Source organism: Ruegeria sp. AM7, assembly GCF_056535965.1.
Genome location: NZ_JBQFJE010000001.1, coordinates 229,610 through 246,207 on the forward strand (window position 1 = coordinate 229,610; position 16,598 = coordinate 246,207).

A 16,598-nucleotide genomic window follows, 5' to 3' on the forward strand; every position below is an offset into this window, starting at 1 on the left:
AATCAGCGCGCGACGGGCATTGTGAATTCGGCGCCTTTTGAGATGCTTTCAGGCCAGCGCTGCATGATCGACTTCTGCTTGGTGTAGAAGCGGACGCCCTCTTCGCCATAGGCGTGGGTGTCGCCGAACAGGCTCTTTTTCCAGCCGCCAAAACCGTGCCAGGCCATCGGCACCGGGATCGGCACGTTCACACCGACCATGCCCACCTGGATCTGACGTCCGAACTCGCGCGCGGCGTTGCCGTCGCGGGTGAAGATGCTCACGCCATTGCCGAACTCGTGGTCGTTGATCAGCTGCACACCCTCGGCAAAGCTGTCGACGCGGACACAGGCCAGAACCGGGCCAAAGATTTCCTCTTTGTAGATGGTCATGTCCTTGGTGACATTGTCGAACAGCGTGCCGCCCATCCAATAGCCATCCTCGTGACCTTCAACCGTGTAACCACGGCCATCGACCACCAGATCAGCGCCTTCTTCGACACCTTTGGCGATATAGCCGGTGATCCGCTCATGCGCGGCCTTGGTGACGATCGGACCCATCTCGGCGTCCATCTCGACCCCGTTCTTGACCTTCAGCGAGGCCAGACGCTCCGCGATCATCGGCACGATCTTGTCGGCCACGTCGCCCACCAGCGTGGCCACCGAGATCGCCATGCAGCGCTCGCCGGCCGAGCCATAGGCCGCGCCCATCAGCGCGTCGACGGCTTTGTCCAGATCGGCGTCGGGCATCACCAGCATGTGGTTCTTGGCCCCACCCAACGCCTGCACGCGCTTGCCGTGACGGGCGCCGGTCTCGTAGATGTAGTTCGCAATCGGGGTCGAACCGACGAAGGAAATCGCCTGCACGTCCGGGTGCTCCAGCAGCGCGTCCACGGCCACCTTGTCGCCCTGCACCACGTTGAAGACGCCATCGGGGAAGCCGGCCTCTTTCATCAGTTCGGCATACATCAGCGACGGCGTCGGGTCAGTCGGCGAGGGCTTGAGCACAAACGTGTTGCCCGCCGCAATCGCCACCGGGAACATCCACATCGGCACCATGACCGGGAAGTTGAACGGGGTCACGCCCGCCACCACGCCCAGCGGCTGGCGCAGGGTCCAGTTGTCGATGCCGGTCGAAACCTGATCGGTGAAATCGCCCTTGAGCAGCTGCGGGATGCCGCAGGCGAACTCGACGATATCGATGCCGCGCTCAACCTCGCCACGGGCGTCGGTGAAGACCTTGCCATGCTCGGCGGTGATCGCGCGGGCCAGATCGTCCTTGTGCTCGTTCAGCAGGTTCAGGAACTTGTTCATCAACCGCGCGCGGCGGATCGGAGGCATGTTCGACCACGCCGGAAACGCAGCTTTCGCCGCCGCAACCGCCTTGTCCACATCCCCCGCCGAGGCCAGATCAACCTGCCCCGTCAGAGCCCCCGTCGCCGGGTTGAACACGTCCTGAGTATTGGTGCGCGCACCACCATAAACCTCGCCATTGATATAATGGCCGATTGCTGTCGTCGTCATGGATGCCTCCTCCTTGGGTTGACCTCAATCTGCCAAATCCAAACAAAACAAATCCAATGACTAATCATACCAAGTGATATAAGCAGCGTTAATATGAGACCAATTACCGACATCCGCATTTTGAACGCCTTCGTCGCCGTTGCGCAGGAAGGAAACATCTCGCGCGCGGCAAAGCGCCTGCACCTGACCCAGCCAGCCGTCAGCCTTCAGCTTAAAAGGCTGGCCGAAGACACCGGGTTGGAATTATTTCACCGAACCTCCAAGGGTGTTGAACTGACACGCGACGGTGAAGCGCTTGTGGCCAAGGCCGAGAAGGTTCAGAATGCGATCTCCGAATTTGGCCAGACTGCTCGGCGGATCAATGGCAACGTACGCGGGTCCTTGCGTCTGGGTACAATCGTCGATCCCGATTTCATTCGCTTGGGTACGTTTCTGGCTGCGTTGGTAGATGGGTACCCTGATCTTCAAACCAAACTGGTTCACGGGATAAGCGGCGACGTGATCAATCGGCTAATCAACGATCAACTGGATGTCGGCTTTTTTCTTGGGGAATTGGAAGAATTTGAGCCCAAGACCGAAGACCAGACCGGCTCGCTTTTTTATCAGCGAGAACTGACCAAGTTCACTTATCGCGTCATCGCGCCCGCTGGATGGCGAAACCGTATTCAGGGAAAAGATTGGTCCGAATTGGCCACAATGCCATGGATTGGGACACCCCAAAATTCCGTACATCAACGGCTGCTTACCAGAATTTATGGTGACCTCGACACCCAACCCGAACCGGTTTGCCTTGTCGATCAGGAGCCTTCGATGCTGGCAATGGTTCGGTCCGGCATTGGCCTCAGCCTGTGCCGAGAATCCATTGCACTGGAAGAAATGCAAAACCGTGGGCTGGCCGTCTCGGATCGCGTGAGAATTGAAACCTGTCTACGGTTTGTGACATTGTCCGCCAAGAAAAAGGACCCGAATGTCGAAGCGGCTTTCGACGCTCTGGACTCGACCTGGAGCTGACCGCTGCATCTTCACGATTGCGCGACGACATGTGCAGCCACAGATAAAGATATCCATGCGGCCGCACACGCCCGAATCGCGCGGGATACGTCGCCCGCTCCCCAGTAGCTTTTGGCTTATTTGAAGACTGGTTTGCGCTTTTCTACGAACGCCGAGAAAGCTTCGCTGAATTCATCGTTTTGCAGCGCTTCTCCGAAGTCTACTAACTCTTCCGTCACCCGGCTCCAAAGGTCGCCGGTCAGAGGGCGACGCAACAGTGCTTTGGTTTTCATAACCGCATTGGGTGGCAGCTCGCCGAGTTCAGCAACAGCCGCGGCCACGGTTGTTTCCAGGTCTTCCGGGCTGACGACCCGGCTAACCAGTCCTGTTTCCAACGCTTCCTGCGCCGAGAACATCCGGCCCAGCAAAAGCAACTCGGCAGCTTTAGCCTGCCCCATCAATCGCGGCACGATATAGCTGGAACCAGCTTCGGGCACCAACCCAAGGTTGACGAAGGGCATACGAAACAGAGTTTCTTCGGCCACGTAGATCAGGTCACAATGCATCAACATGGTGGTCCCGACACCGATGGCGACACCCTCGACCTGAGCAACGATCGGCTTGGGAAACTTAATCAGCGCTTCCAAAAAAGCAACGACCGGAGGATGATCGCCGGACGCAGAATTGTGGAAGTCGCTCACCATGTTGCCGCTGGTAAAATCCCCATCCGCGCCCCGCAGCCAGACCACCCGGATGTCCGGGTCATTCGCCGCGTTGGTCAGCGCGTCGGCCAAGCCAAGATACATCGCCCGGTCGATCGCGTTTTTCTTTCCCGGATTCGACATGGTCACACGAAGGGCAGATCCCAGTTTTTCCGTGATTACACCTGGCTGGGTTGCGTTTTCGTCGGTCATTCTGCGCTCCTACCACTGGTTGGTTTCTTATGCCCGGTCTATTAGGCGTTGTTATACCCGGCGAGGCGATTGGCGATGATCTGATCAGCCTCGGACATAATCCGATCCAGCAGCTCCTGACAGGATGGGATGTCATTGATCAGGCCCACAACCATGCCACAGGACCAGGCGCCAATATCCATGTCCCCGTCCTGCATGACACGCGGGTAGACACCAGCCACTTCATCAATGATGTCCTCAAACTGGATGGCATCGCCCTTTGCCTTTTCAGTGGCCAGAATACGTTCGACCGCCGGGTTGGTCAGAACCCGTTCCGTATTGCGCAGCGGACGCATGACCAGGCGTGTGTCCAGCTCGGACGCGGCGACGATGGCATCTTTGACGTTCTGGTGCACGGGGGCTTCTTTGGTGGCCACAAAGCGGGTGCCCAGATTGATACCCGACGCGCCCATCGCCAGCGAGGCCACCAGCGAGCGACCATCCGCCTGGCCGCCGGACGCGACAAATGGGATTTCCAGCTCATCTGCAGCGCGAGGCAGCAGGATCATGTTGGGCACGTCATCCTCACCCGGATGTCCGCCGCATTCGAACCCGTCAACCGAGACGGCATCGCAGCCGATTTCCTGCGCTTTCAGCGCATGGCGGACCGAGGTGCATTTGTGGATCACCTTGATCCCGGCATCCTTGAGATACGGCATCACCTGCGACGGGTTGCGCCCGGCGGTTTCAACCACGGTGACGCCGCCTTCGATGATGGTCTTGATGATGGCCGGATAGTCCGGCGCATTGACGGTGGGCAGAAAGGTCACGTTCACCGCGATGGGCTTGTCGGTCATGTCCTTGCAGCGCGCGATCTCATTGGCCAGATCGGCGGGTGTTTTCTGTGTCAGCCCAGTGATCGTGCCCAGCCCGCCCGCATTCGAGACAGCGGCAGCCAGTTCGGCAAAGCCCACATAATGCATCCCGCCCTGAAGGATCGGGCGTTCGATGCCAAAGAGTTCGGTGATTTCGGTTTTCATGGCCGCAGCCTCCGTGATGATTCTGGCGCTGGTTTCGGTTTGAGTGCGAGAGAACATGTCGCTGCACACAATAAAAGCGCCTTACAGATGAACGTTGCGTCGAGAACAGGATCGACGTGGGTTTGGGGAATTCCGTTTGCGTTGTGATTTGGAATAGGTTGGGTGCTGGCATCGGGAAGGCGCCGCACGACGCCTTTCCCCGGCTGGTTTGGGTTATCCGATTTCGACCGTCGCCGAGAACAGATACTCGGCCAGGGCATCCTGAACCTTTGGGATATCCGCGCGGTTCTGCTCGGGCAGCGTCACCGTCACATGCATCCCGCGCGCGCCACCATCGGTGACGGCAATCTGCGCCTCGGGCAGTTTGTGTTCATAGCGGACCAGTTCGGCCACGGCGCGTTTTGCCGCCTCAAGGCGCAGGCTTGGCTTGTAGATTTTGCCCACCGTCGTCAGCGGGACCTCATCCACGATGAAAATCTGTTTCGGCCAGGCCGGGCGTTCGTCAATATGCGCGTGAGCGTGTTCCTGCAGCTCGTCCATCGTAACGTCGGCCCCGTCGATCAGCTGCACGAAACACACCGGCAGCTCTCCGGCATAGGCGTCGGGTTTGCCCACGGCGGCGGCGATGGCCACGGCGGGGTGGTCGGTCAGGACATTTTCTATCATGGCCGGGTCGATATTGTGGCCGCTGCGGATGATCAGATCCTTGGACCGGCCCGCGATGTAAATCCGCCCATCCGCGTCCTTGTAACCCAGATCGCCCGAGTTCAGGTATCCGCCTTCAAACACGCCCGCATTCTGGCTCGCGTCGCGATAGCCGGGCGAGACATGCGCGCCCTTGATGGCGATCACGCCGATCTCGTCCACGTCGCAGGTATCGCCCAACGCGCCCTCTGCCGTCAGGCGCAGGATATCAACCTGAGAATAAGGCAGCGGCCAGCCGACCGAACTGACGGCCCCAGCGCCCGACAGCGGATCAATACTGACCAGCCCCGAAGCCTCGGTCATGCCCAGAAGTTCAAACAGGGTCGCACCTGTCACCTCGCGGAAATGCGCCCCGACCGCAGGGGGCAGCAAGGCCGCCCCGGTCAGACCGGCGCGCACGCGGCTGAGGTCATACCCGTCGGCCGGAACCTGCAGCACCGCACCCAGCGCGGTCGGAACTCCGCCAACCAGTGTTACTTTGTGCTGCTCCACCAGACGCCAGAACCCGGACACAATCGTCGGAGTGCGCAGCCCGCCCGGCGACATCACCACCAATTCAACACCGCACATGAACGCGCTGAGCCCGGCGGCGATTGTTCCCGCCACGTGGAACAGCGGCAGTGTCGCGGTCAACACGTCGTCGGGGCGGTATCCGCACATGGTTGCGCCACCAAAGGCCGCGACCAGTTGCCCGCGATGGGTATGGGCCACCAGCTTGGGCACGCCCGTCGTGCCGCCCGTATGGAAATAGGCCGCCACATCATCGCCCGAGCGCGCCGCGCCAAAGGTCAGGTGATCCATGGGCTGGCCCTGGATGGCTTCGGCGAAATCCACCACACCTTCGACCGGCGGCGTCCCCGGAGGCGCGATGCGCACCAGGGTCAGGCCGGGGATCTGGTCGCGGATTTCCAGCGACTTTTCCCAGATATCCAGCTGCGGATGCGGCCCGAGCGTCACAAGAATTTTCGCCTCGGAGGCGCGCAGCAGGTCAACGATGCTCTCGACCTGCAGCAAAAAGTTGATCGGCACCGCGTAACCGGCGGTTTCGGCGCCCCACAGGGTCACGTAGGTTTCGATCAGCGAGGGCAGCATATAGGCAACGCCGGGCGCGGGGCCGCCAAGATCGGCAAACATGTTGGCTGCGCCCCGGATCAGGCCCAGCAACTGACCATAGGTGACCCGCCGCGCCTCTTCGTCTTCGGCCCCGGTCATCAGCATGGTCAGGGCGGACTTGTCGGGATGGGCGGCGGCGCTGGCTTCGAACACCTCAAGAATACTGCGTTCGGGCAGGCGTTGATCCAAGGTCAGATCGGTTTCCAGCCGTTTGATATCCTCAAGGGTTCGAACGGGTTGATCGCTGAATACAGCCATAGTCTGTGCTCCTCCAAAACACTGTCTTTTGTCAGGCGGCGGCTTAGTGCCGCCGCTATGCCTTTTTTGGTTGCCGCACCCTGTGACAGTGCTCAGGGCACAGCCTGACCGCGCCCCTAAACGCCTTTGATAGGGGTTAGAACGGATCGCAGGATTGGCAGATCGCGATTAGGGCTTTTTAAAGCGGCGCAGCTGAAAATTGACCAGCAGTTTGAACATCTTGTTGTCCCACGGCGCGCCGACGAACTGGTTACCGTCAAGCTTACCCTTGCGCACAACGCCCTTGGCTTTCGAGAAGTTCAGGAACCCTTCCTTGCCGTGGTAATGCCCCATCCCCGACGGGCCAACGCCGCCAAAGGGCATGTCATCAACGGCCACATGGGTGACAACCTCGTTGATGCAGACACCGCCCGAGTGGGTTTCGTTCAAAATCTTCTCGCCGCGGGCTTTGTCCCAATCGAAGTAGTACAGCGCCAGCGGGCGATCACGGTCATTCACATAGGCAATCGCGTCGTCCAACGTGTCATATGGAATGACCGGCAGGATCGGACCAAATATCTCTTCCTGCATCACGCGCATGTCTTCCGTCACGTCTGTAACCAGATGCATCGGCAGTTTGCGCGTACCTTCAAAGTTGTCATTCGACGGGTTGATCGCTGTGACTGTGGCCCCTTTGGCCTTGGCGTCCTCGATATTCTCTAACAGCCGGTCACGCTGACGCTCGGTGATGATCGAGGTATAGTCATTGTTCGCCGCAAGCGTCGGATAACGGCGCGAAAACGCTTTGACGAACGCTGCAACAAAGGCGTCAACCTTGCCACGCGGGACCATCACATAGTCGGGGGCCACACAGATCTGACCCGCGTTCAAACCCTTGCCAAACACGACCCGCTTGGCGGCTTCCTCGATTTCAAAGTCATCATGAATGATGACCGGAGACTTGCCCCCCAACTCCAGAGTAACCGGCGTCAAGTTCTCGGCTGCGGCGCGCATTACGATGCGCCCAACTGGGGTCGAGCCGGTAAAGACCAAATGGTCGAAAGGCAGCTTGGTAAATTCCGTGGCAACGCTAACATCGCCATTAATCACCACGACCTCTTCATCGGTGAAATGCTTAGAGATCATCTCGGTCAGTGTGTCAGCGGTTTTGGGCGCAAATTCCGACGTCTTGATCATCGCCCGGTTGCCCGCGGCCAGCGCACCCACCAGCGGCGAGAGTCCGAGGAATACGGGGAAATTCCACGGCACCACGATGCCAACCACTCCTAACGGTTGATAGTGGACCTTGGCATGCGCCCCCATCAGCATCAACGGCAGATGGCGCTTGGACTGACCCATCAGCTTGCGCAGGTTCTTGCGGTAATATCTGATGCCTTCCAGAATTGGCAGGATTTCAGCCAGCATCGTCTCGGCATGGGCGCGGCCGTCGAAGTCCTGATCGACCGCGTCGATGATCTTGTCTTTGAATTCCATCAAACCGGCGTGCAGCCGGCTCAGTCGGCCTACCCGCTGCTCGTAGCTTGGTGCAGGATCAGCACGGTAAGCCGCCTGCAGCTTGCCAAGCACCCCAGAAAGAGCAGGTCCGACCGGTTCGATTTCAACGACGTTTTGAACAGACATGAGCTTCGTCCTCCGTTAGCACTGCCGAGATCATTTATTGAGTTTGGCCTCGTAAATATTGGGCAAACATCGTAACTCGTTAAGAGTTCGGCAGGACAGATTGTTGTCCGCTCGGGACAAATTCACAACTAAGACCTACACCAGACGATTGTGGGAAATAGGGCATCCGTGCTTTCAGCGACCTCAGTACACGGCGAACCACACCTCGACTGTTTTCGTTTAGTAGCCGATTGGTCGCATCTTTGCACAGTTCCGGCCTGAGACACTGGCAAGACAATCAGATCGCACCGACGGACCGCCAATATCCTTAGGTATCAGAACGTCAAAATAGGTTTTTCGTTCCTACCATGCCGCTCAACAATGCGCTTTTGATGCTGAGCCGACGGAATAGGAAACGCTGGCTGCCAATGACCAATATCGAGGGACAGTTCCGGAAAGATCGTCAAGATTTCCTCACGTTGAGCAGCGGTCAGTGAAAGCATTGCTTGGGCGCCCGGCAACATCGTCTCGGTCGGTGCGCTTTCGGCAAATATCACCTCATGCCGATCGCAAAGGATATGGAAATAGCTGACCTCTTTTACGTCGTCGGCCACTTCGATACCGGGCAATTCTGTCAGTCGGAACGCCGGAATCAAGACATCCTGACTCTCAGTTACCCGCTGTGCAATCTTCGATGAGACCTTCATCCGATGCTGTCGCGATACCAAAAGGTCTTTTGCGGGCAAGGCTCGCCCAAGAGCACCAGCTCGGATACGGACCGGCAAGAGCTTGGGATTGGCCAAAAGCTCTTCCAGTTTCACGACACGTGAACCTATCCACCGGATCGCTTCGTATTCACCCGAGTCGGTCAGGACCCGATCCCCCACTGAGAGGTCCTTTATCGCTATCAGGCCTTGGTCCGTCGCAATCATCGCGTCGCCTTGAATGCAGACAAAAGTAGCCGTGAGCGTCGCATCCGAAATCTGAGTATCGCCATCAAGAAAATTACCGGAAGTCAGCCCGATAAAAACCGAACGGTCGTCAGTCAGAAAGCTGTCTAGCTCCGCCTCAGTGAATGTTCGTGAACCGACCTGTGTCCCGTCAATTGACCATGTCATTGTTCGCGAACTGGCATCCCAGCTGATAACGTATGAGTGTTCATTCCCATCATTCAGATCGACAGGCAGCGCATTGTTCGGCGCCGAAATATCACTGGAGGATTGAAAAATGTTTCCGTCTGTGTCGACGATATGGCTATGGTTATCCGAAGTTTCGTCACCTCCGGTTACGGCGTTATTTAAAAACGTGTCGAATTCGATCCCAATACCATCGTCAATTCCCCCAGTGCCGATTTGCCGACCAACCCCACCCAATGCGTTCACACCGTCAGTGTCGTTGTGAAGCACAACAGCAAACCCGTCTGCACCCGTTAAGGTAGCATTCAATGTGAACGTAAAATCTTCGTTCAAGGAAATCTGCTGATTGTAAAAGGCGGATCCAATAGACGGATCACCACCAGGTTCTTCAACAGAACCATCCAGCAAATCCAGATCATCACCTGCGCCCGTGGCGTCCCCGTTCAAGGTACCATTTTCAGTGTTCAAAATGATCGTCGAGGGCATGTGTTTCTCCTCACTGAAGAGCGCTGCGAAAGGCGGCTCTGAGTTTTTACAACGCAGTTTCTAACAATTACTGCGACTTGGATAAAATACAATTCTGAAAAGACACTTACGCTGTACTCTAAGTGAACCGGCGAACCCATGCAACTGACGAAAACGAGATTGGTGAACAGGAGACAATCTGGCGAAAGTTCGAGCGTCATAGAATGACTTAAGAAACAGTCAGACGGAACAAAAGTATCAGGGCCGTCCGAAGGCGGCCCTGAAGAAATGGTCAGCTTACAGCAGCCAACAAAATTGCTGCCGCATCTTCCGATGACGCAGGATTTTGGCCAGTGATTAACAACCCATCTTCGACGACATGCGGCATCCAATCCTCTCCGGAAGAAAATTCAGCACCGTTTTCCTTGAGCATATCTTCAACTAAAAAGGGTACGATTTCAGTCAATTCCACAGCAGCTTCTTCAGAGTTTGTGAAGCCCGTCACAGTCTTGCCCGCGACCAGCGACTGGCCATCAGGGCCTTTGACGTTTTTCAAGACGCCGGGGGCATGGCAAACCAACGACACAGGTTTACCAGCACCATGGAACGCTTCGATCAGGGCAATCGACTTCGCGTCTTCGGCAAGATCCCACAATGGACCGTGGCCGCCGGGATAGAAGAGCGCGTCATAGTCTTCTGCATTGACGTCCGCCAGCTTTTTAGTCGTCGCCAATTGAGCCATTGCCTCTGCATCTGCCTCAAATGCCCGTGTGGCATCTGTCTGGAAACCTTCATCTGCGCTTTTGGGGTCAAGAGGCGGCACTCCGCCCTTGGGAGACGCCAGTGTGATCTGAGCTCCGGCGTTTTTGAAAACGTAATAAGGAGCCGCCAACTCTTCGAGCCAAAACCCGGTTTTCATCCCGGTATCACCGAGTTTGTCATGCGAAGTGAGAACCATCAGGATTTTCATGATTATGATCCATAAATGTTGCTTATATGTGTGTCCGCCCTTCCTTGACCTACAGCAACGAGAGGAGTGAGTCGCCGCAGGGTAGGGTCGGTGAGCACTTCCACTATACTTTATTAGACCGGTCGTCTAGTCATATCTTTTTGTCTCTCGCCATACCGGCATAGAATATTTTGTAGCCAACTGGGATATTGAAAACAGAGAAGAATGTTATTAGACTGTTCGTCTAGTGAAATCAAATTCGCCTGAAGTAAACACATGAACACACGGTCTAATATCGTTACAGCGGGCCAGACCTTGATCGGCCAAAAAGGTTTCAGCGCCGTAGGGCTTGCCGAAATCCTGAAGTCAGCTGGCGTTCCCAAGGGGTCATTCTATCATTTCTTTGCGTCTAAGGACGCATTCGGTGCCGCCGTATTAGACGATTACTTTGATGCCTATCATGCCGAAATGGACGAGATGTTTGGCATGCAAGGGCTCACGCCGGGCGAAAAACTCATGCTGTATTTTGCCAATTGGCGCGAACACCAGAGGTTTAACGACTGCCAGGGCAGATGCCTGGCCGTCAAATTGGGAGCAGAGGTTTCAGACTTCTCAGAGACCATGCGTCATGCGTTAAAGCAAGGAACTGACGGCATTATCTCGCGCCTTGCAAATGTAATCGAAACTGGAAGGAAAGACGGTTCGCTGCGCCCTCCATCGTCCAGTGAAGATGCTGCCGCCAATCTGTACGCCCTTTGGGTCGGCGCGAGCATCATGGTCAAAATCTCACGCGAGCAAGACGCCTTCGACGCGGCGCTGATAAACACGCGGCAGATGTTGAAAATGGCTGCGAGCTGACACAGGCCTCAGATACTTTCTAGCTTGTCACTGGTGTACACGGTGACTCCGTTCGCGGCGGTATGGGCGATTGTGCCCATTGCCCGCGCGACCTGGCTGGCCTTGATAGGTCGATATTTTTTGAGTGGACCACATAGAAGAAAATTAAAGTGAGGCATAATGCGACCGGCCCATTTTTCTTTGAACCGATGGTCCAAGCGATCACCTATCAACAAAGACGGTCTAAGTATATCGACAGCAGGATACCCAATCCTGGCAATGTCACGTTCTGTCTCGCCTTTGACATGTGCATAGTAACTGATAGACCCGATCCTTGCTCCCATTGAAGACACTAAAAGAAACCGCGTGGCCCCCTTTCGATACGCAATTCGGGCGCATTGCAGGACATAGTCATAGTCGATCTCGCGGAATGCCTCACGACCCCCGGCCACTTTCTGAGTTGTCCCAAGGCAACAAAACACTGTGTCCGCACAAAGGCTCGCGGCGACCGCTTCGATAGAACCCTGGTCCGCCAGAACCTGGACAACCTTATGTCCTTCGTACCTAATTGGCTTGCGATTGACACAAACAACGCGTTCCCAGCGTTCGTCACGTATTAGCAAGTCGACAAGCGCTCTGCCGACAAGTCCGGTTCCTCCAAAAACAAGAGCAGTCCCAGACATGAACGGAACCTCCAGCGCCCATGGTTTGGGTCATGGTTTTCGTCCGATATACGATCACCGGTCAACCCAAGGATTTTGTGACGCCAAGGAATAACCGAACATCGGCGCGCTAACCTAAGCGGCACCTTGGGATCAAGGTACCGCTTAGGTCTTTTTATTAACTGGGCAGGTATTCCCTGCTCCAGCTCTCGCTGACCGTGCCATCGTTTAACATTCCGTCAATGGCTGCGTCGTCATAGCCCAGCTCCTGCAGAACCGCCCGCGTGGACGTGCCGAATTTCTCGGCCGGGTCCAGCGCATAAACCGTTCCGCGCACAGGACGGATGGCAAAGGGGTCCAGCTGCGTGACCGTGTGGCCGCTGGGGTGATCTTCGCGCACCGAGAAGGAATAGCTGCCCCGGTCGATCCCCGGCGTGCCATCCGCAGGCCGCGCGTTGTAATAGCGCAGCGACTCGATGTTTTCGCAGATCGTTCCACCCACATCCGCCGCCTGCAGACGTTCCGCCCAGTCGCTGGCGCGGGCCTGATAGAAGGCGTTGGCCAGAAAGGCGTCGCGATCCTCGGGGGCGACCTCATCAAATCCTTCCAGACCCTCGACCGAGGCCAGACGGGGCACATCGTGTTCATAGGCGCTCAGCAGGATGAAACGGTCGGACGAGGTGTAGTAAAAGCGCGTCAGCGCGTCATAGCCGTTGAACTCACGGCCCGCCGGTTCGTCAAACAGCCCCCGGCGTTCATGGTCATAGCAATAGGGGATCTGAGCCAGACCGCTGAGTGCCGCCAACGAGGTGCGCGGACGCCCGACCTGACCGGTTTTCAGCTTTTGGTAAAGCGCCGTCGCCACACCAAGCGAGCCGCCAAAGCCGCACATGACGTCAATCGTGCCCACATGCGCGTGTTCTTCGGGCGTCTCCATCGAGCCGCCAAAGCGCAGCATGATGCCTGTGGTGGCCTGCACCAGATCGTCATAGCCCAGATAGTTCGACCGCGGGCCCCGGCGGACGCCGCCAAAGCAATCCATCTTGCAGAAGATCGCATCGGGGTTCAGTTTCGCCAGGTTTTCGCGGTCCAGACCCATCGACTGCACCTGCGCGTCGGTCGCGTTCCAGACGATCACATCGACAGATTTCACCAGTTTCTCAAAGATCTCGCGACCTTCGGGCGATTTCATATCCGCCAGAACCGAGCGTTTACCCGACCCGTGGGTCAGGCTGAAGATCACCGTGTTCCAGCAGTCATAAAACGGCTTAGCCGGGTCCAGCTTGATCACCTCGGCCCCGAACCGGGCCAGATAGGACACCGAATGCGGCCCGGCAATCACGTTGCACAGGTCCAGAATGCGGACGCCGTCCAGCCAGCCGGTTTTCTCTTCTTCGGGCACCGGGTCGGGCACCAAGGTTTCATGCGCGCGCAGCGAGGCCAGAGCCGTGTCGAAATCCACCCATTCCCGGCCGCGCGGTTCGAGCATTTCTTCGCCGCTTTCCTCAAGCCAGACCATCGGGCCGGGCTGGATCATGGTGCCAAACTCGGGGTCTTCGACCTCGACCATCAGACCGGCGGTTTCGGCGTGGTCATCGTGAATCCACTCCTGCAGCCATCGCTGGGGGGCACCGGGGAATTTGCCGCGGCCGAAAATCCGCTCCCACTCCTTCGACGTGCGGGTCAGGAACACCTCTTTCATCCGCTCGGCGATCTTGTCGGCCCATTCCTTCGGCAGCGGATAGACGCCCAGCGACACGTCGTTCTTCCACTCGGACATGGGCAGATAGGTGTCTTCTTCCTCGGTCAGCCCTTCCTCGACCAGCTCATCATAGATGCCCAGTTTCTTGAGGCAGCGCTTGGCGTGGTCCCTGTGGCTGGGGCAGACCACATAGAACATCCGCCCGTCCTTGCACTTGTAGGACCGATAAAACGGGTCCAGCATTTCCTGCAGGTCTTCATAGCTGACATTCATCGGCAGACCTTCGATCCGGCGGCGCTCGATCTCAAGCTCGCGCTGGGTCTTGTAGCGGTCGGGATAGTCCTCGATCTTGATCGAGTTGTAGCTGAGCCCCTCCATCACGGCCGAGGCCAGCGGCACTTCGATCTGGTCGCCGTACCCGGTACGCTCGCGCGATTGCAGCGCCAGCACGACCGAAGACGCGGCCAGCATCGTGCCATAGGCCGAGGCCAGCGGCAGCGGCGAAAAGGACGGGTTGATCCCCATCAGCACCCGGTTCAGGCCCATGTCGGTGAACACGCCCGAGGACGCAGCGATGACGCTTTCATAGGCCCGCCATTCGCGGCGCAGCTCGTCATTCGAGGCAAAACCGGGGATCGACAGAGTGATCAGTTCGGGGCGGGCTTTGCGCATCTCGGCAAAATCCAGACCCATGCGGGTCATGGTGCCGGGGCGGAAGCTCTCGACCAGAATATCGGCCTCGGCGATCAGCTGACGGACCTGATCCATACCTTCGTCGGTTTTCAGGTCCAGAGTCACAATCTGTTTGTTGCGGTTCAGCGTCGCGTTGGCCGGGCTCTCCCACAACGGACCGCCGGGGATTTCCACCCGGATCACGGTCGCGCCGAAGTCGGCCAGCACCATGGCAACAGCCGGGCCGGCAATATATTGACCAAAATCGATCACCTTGACACCGGCAAGCGGCAGCTCCGTGGACGTGTGACGTGTCATGTGCATTATCCCTGCAAAATGTCGGACCCGCAGCCCGATATGACGTGAAAAGCCCCGGGTCCGCCCATGAACCCGAGGCCAGATTTTTCTAAGCGCCGCGTTAGCGGCCCGCCTGAATCCACCGCGCCGCCTTTTCCGCGATCATCAGGGTCGGAGCGTTGGTATTGCCGCTGGTGATCTCGGGCATGATCGAGGCATCGACCACGCGCAATCCCTTGATCCCCTTGACCTTGAGCTGAGGGTCAACCACCGCCGTCGGATCATCCGCGCTGCCCATCTTGGCAGTACCGACGGGATGGAAGATCGTGTTAGCGATATCGCCCGCCAGCTTGGCCAGTTCCTCATCGGACTGGTACTGGGTCCCCGGTTTCCATTCCTGCGGGTTATAGCGCTTCATGGCCGGTTTCGCCATGATTTCACGCACCTGACGCAGGCTGTCGGCGGCGACCTTGCGGTCATCCTCGGTGTCCAGATAGTTCGGCGCGATCATCGGCGCGTCGGTATATTTGCCCGACCGGATGCGCACATGGCCACGGCTGGTGGGGTTCAGGTTGCACACACTGACCGTAATCGCCGGGAATTCATGCAAATCTTCGCCAAAGGCCTCAAGGCTCAGCGGCTGGACGTGATATTCCAGATTGGCATGGGTGCGGCTGGGGTCCGACCGGGTGAAGGCACCCAGCTGGCTGGGCGACATGCTCATCGGGCCCGAACGCTGCAGCGCGTATTGCAGGCCGATCTTGGCCTTGCCCACCAGGCTGTTGGCCAGCGTGTTCAGGGTCTTGGCCCCGTCCACTTTGAACACGGCGCGGATCTGCAGGTGATCCTGCAGGTTCTCACCCACGGCAGGTGCGTCCAGCACCACGTCGATGCCCTGCGATTTCAAGAACTCACCATCCCCGATGCCCGACAGCTGCAGAATCTGCGGCGAGTTGATGGCCCCGGCGGACAGAATGACCTCGGACTGCGCCTTGACGGTCACCGGCTGGCCCGCACGGCGGACAACCGCACCGGAACAGCGGGTCGCGCCGTCATCGGTGGTGTCAAAGGTCAGACGCTCAACCTGCGCTTCGGTCCAGATAGTCAGGTTCTGACGGTCTTTCGCCGGGCGCAGAAACCCTTTCGAGGTATTCCAGCGCCAGCCTGACTTCTGATTGACGTCAAAGTAACCGACCCCAGCATTGTCGCCCGAGTTGAAATCGTCGGTCGATTCAATGCCCGCCTCGTTTGCGGCCTTGGCAAAGGAATCCAGCACGTCCCATTGCAAGCGCTGCTTTTCCACACGCCACTCGCCGCCATGACCATGCAGGTCGGAAAAGCGGCTGTTGTCTCCGGTCGCCGGGTCCGCCCCACCATCCAGCTTGTAGTGGTTTTCATGCGCCTTGAAGTCCGGCAGAGAGTTCTGCCAGCTCCAATCGTCTTCGCCGCTCAGGTTTGCCCAATTGTCAAAGTCGCGCGCCTGACCGCGCATGTAGATCATGCCGTTGATCGACGAGCAGCCCCCCAGTGTCTTGCCGCGCGGATAGCGCAACGAACGGCCGTTCAGGCCCTTGTCGGGCTCGGTCTGGTACAACCAGTCGGTGCGGGGATTGCCAATGCAATACAGATACCCAACTGGGATGTGAATCCAAGGGTAGTTGTCTTTCTTGCCAGCTTCCAGCAGCAGGACGCGTTTCGACGGATCCTTGCTGAGCCGGTTGGCCAGCAGGCAGCCGGCAGTGCCGGCCCCCACGACGATATAGTCAAAGGTTTCCATG

Annotated in this window: 12 protein-coding genes; 2 read left to right on the forward strand and 10 right to left on the reverse strand. The window is 57.8% G+C overall.

Annotated features, from left to right (window positions below):
- Positions 1 to 2 precede the first annotated feature (2 nt).
- The gene (locus ACR3EG_RS01035) at positions 3 to 1,502 is read right to left on the reverse strand and encodes a CoA-acylating methylmalonate-semialdehyde dehydrogenase (protein WP_480482139.1); all 1,500 of its coding nucleotides are present in this window, start codon (positions 1,500 to 1,502) and stop codon (positions 3 to 5) included.
- A gap of 93 nt (positions 1,503 to 1,595) precedes the next feature.
- Between ACR3EG_RS01035 and ACR3EG_RS01040 the strand changes: the two genes are divergently transcribed.
- Positions 1,596 to 2,513 carry a LysR family transcriptional regulator gene (locus ACR3EG_RS01040; RefSeq protein WP_170356418.1) on the forward strand — a complete coding sequence of 306 codons (918 nt, stop codon included), beginning with the start codon at positions 1,596 to 1,598 and terminating at the stop codon, positions 2,511 to 2,513.
- Positions 2,514 to 2,629: 116 nt separating this feature from the next.
- Here ACR3EG_RS01040 and ACR3EG_RS01045 read toward each other — a convergent pair whose 3' ends face one another.
- The 6 genes from ACR3EG_RS01045 to ACR3EG_RS01070 all read right to left on the reverse strand — a co-directional run bounded on the left by ACR3EG_RS01045 (position 2,630) and on the right by ACR3EG_RS01070 (position 10,671).
- Positions 2,630 to 3,406: an enoyl-CoA hydratase gene (locus ACR3EG_RS01045; protein ID WP_209197341.1), complete on the reverse strand. Its 777-nt coding sequence runs from the start codon at positions 3,404 to 3,406 to the stop codon at positions 2,630 to 2,632.
- A gap of 41 nt (positions 3,407 to 3,447) precedes the next feature.
- On the reverse strand, positions 3,448 to 4,425 hold the full coding sequence (locus ACR3EG_RS01050) for an NAD(P)H-dependent flavin oxidoreductase (RefSeq protein WP_480482141.1): 978 nt from the start codon (positions 4,423 to 4,425) through the stop codon (positions 3,448 to 3,450).
- 213 nt (positions 4,426 to 4,638) lie between these two features.
- The gene (locus ACR3EG_RS01055; RefSeq protein WP_480482143.1) at positions 4,639 to 6,501 is read right to left on the reverse strand and encodes an AMP-binding protein; all 1,863 of its coding nucleotides are present in this window, start codon (positions 6,499 to 6,501) and stop codon (positions 4,639 to 4,641) included.
- Positions 6,502 to 6,669: 168 nt separating this feature from the next.
- Complete coding sequence (locus ACR3EG_RS01060) at positions 6,670 to 8,121, reverse strand: coniferyl aldehyde dehydrogenase (RefSeq protein ID WP_480482145.1); 1,452 nt, start codon at positions 8,119 to 8,121, stop codon at positions 6,670 to 6,672.
- 314 nt (positions 8,122 to 8,435) lie between these two features.
- Positions 8,436 to 9,722: a Hint domain-containing protein gene (locus tag ACR3EG_RS01065; protein WP_480482147.1), complete on the reverse strand. Its 1,287-nt coding sequence runs from the start codon at positions 9,720 to 9,722 to the stop codon at positions 8,436 to 8,438.
- A gap of 271 nt (positions 9,723 to 9,993) precedes the next feature.
- A complete protein-coding gene (locus ACR3EG_RS01070) occupies positions 9,994 to 10,671 on the reverse strand; it encodes a type 1 glutamine amidotransferase domain-containing protein (protein WP_480482149.1) in 678 nt (225 codons plus the stop codon).
- A 255-nt stretch (positions 10,672 to 10,926) separates the two neighbouring features.
- Between ACR3EG_RS01070 and ACR3EG_RS01075 the strand changes: the two genes are divergently transcribed.
- On the forward strand, positions 10,927 to 11,508 hold the full coding sequence (locus ACR3EG_RS01075) for a TetR/AcrR family transcriptional regulator (protein ID WP_480482151.1): 582 nt from the start codon (positions 10,927 to 10,929) through the stop codon (positions 11,506 to 11,508).
- Between the two features lie 8 nt (positions 11,509 to 11,516).
- Here ACR3EG_RS01075 and ACR3EG_RS01080 read toward each other — a convergent pair whose 3' ends face one another.
- The 3 genes from ACR3EG_RS01080 to ACR3EG_RS01090 form a co-directional block, all read right to left on the reverse strand.
- Positions 11,517 to 12,170, reverse strand: coding sequence for an NAD-dependent epimerase/dehydratase family protein (locus ACR3EG_RS01080; protein WP_480482153.1), 654 nt, complete (start codon positions 12,168 to 12,170; stop codon positions 11,517 to 11,519).
- 157 nt (positions 12,171 to 12,327) lie between these two features.
- Positions 12,328 to 14,841 (reverse strand): CoA transferase, encoded by a 2,514-nt coding sequence (locus ACR3EG_RS01085; protein WP_480482155.1) that lies wholly within the window; start codon positions 14,839 to 14,841, stop codon positions 12,328 to 12,330.
- Between the two features lie 100 nt (positions 14,842 to 14,941).
- On the reverse strand, positions 14,942 to 16,597 hold the full coding sequence (locus tag ACR3EG_RS01090) for a GMC family oxidoreductase (RefSeq protein WP_480482157.1): 1,656 nt from the start codon (positions 16,595 to 16,597) through the stop codon (positions 14,942 to 14,944).
- Position 16,598 lies beyond the last annotated feature (1 nt).

Excerpts from the sequence above, each read along its gene's own strand:
- ACR3EG_RS01075 (WP_480482151.1), top strand. The coding sequence starts at position 10,927 with ATGAACACACGGTCTAATATCGTTACAGCGGGCCAGACCTTGATCGGC.
- ACR3EG_RS01050 (WP_480482141.1), bottom strand. The coding sequence starts at position 4,425 with ATGAAAACCGAAATCACCGAACTCTTTGGCATCGAACGCCCGATCCTT.
- ACR3EG_RS01035 (WP_480482139.1), bottom strand. The coding sequence starts at position 1,502 with ATGACGACGACAGCAATCGGCCATTATATCAATGGCGAGGTTTATGGT.
- ACR3EG_RS01080 (WP_480482153.1), bottom strand. The coding sequence starts at position 12,170 with ATGTCTGGGACTGCTCTTGTTTTTGGAGGAACCGGACTTGTCGGCAGA.
- ACR3EG_RS01065 (WP_480482147.1), bottom strand. The coding sequence starts at position 9,722 with ATGCCCTCGACGATCATTTTGAACACTGAAAATGGTACCTTGAACGGG.
- ACR3EG_RS01090 (WP_480482157.1), bottom strand. The coding sequence starts at position 16,597 with ATGGAAACCTTTGACTATATCGTCGTGGGGGCCGGCACTGCCGGCTGC.
- ACR3EG_RS01040 (WP_170356418.1), top strand. The coding sequence starts at position 1,596 with ATGAGACCAATTACCGACATCCGCATTTTGAACGCCTTCGTCGCCGTT.
- ACR3EG_RS01070 (WP_480482149.1), bottom strand. The coding sequence starts at position 10,671 with ATGAAAATCCTGATGGTTCTCACTTCGCATGACAAACTCGGTGATACC.
- ACR3EG_RS01055 (WP_480482143.1), bottom strand. The coding sequence starts at position 6,501 with ATGGCTGTATTCAGCGATCAACCCGTTCGAACCCTTGAGGATATCAAA.
- ACR3EG_RS01045 (WP_209197341.1), bottom strand. The coding sequence starts at position 3,406 with ATGACCGACGAAAACGCAACCCAGCCAGGTGTAATCACGGAAAAACTG.
- ACR3EG_RS01085 (WP_480482155.1), bottom strand. The coding sequence starts at position 14,841 with ATGACACGTCACACGTCCACGGAGCTGCCGCTTGCCGGTGTCAAGGTG.
- ACR3EG_RS01060 (WP_480482145.1), bottom strand. The coding sequence starts at position 8,121 with ATGTCTGTTCAAAACGTCGTTGAAATCGAACCGGTCGGACCTGCTCTT.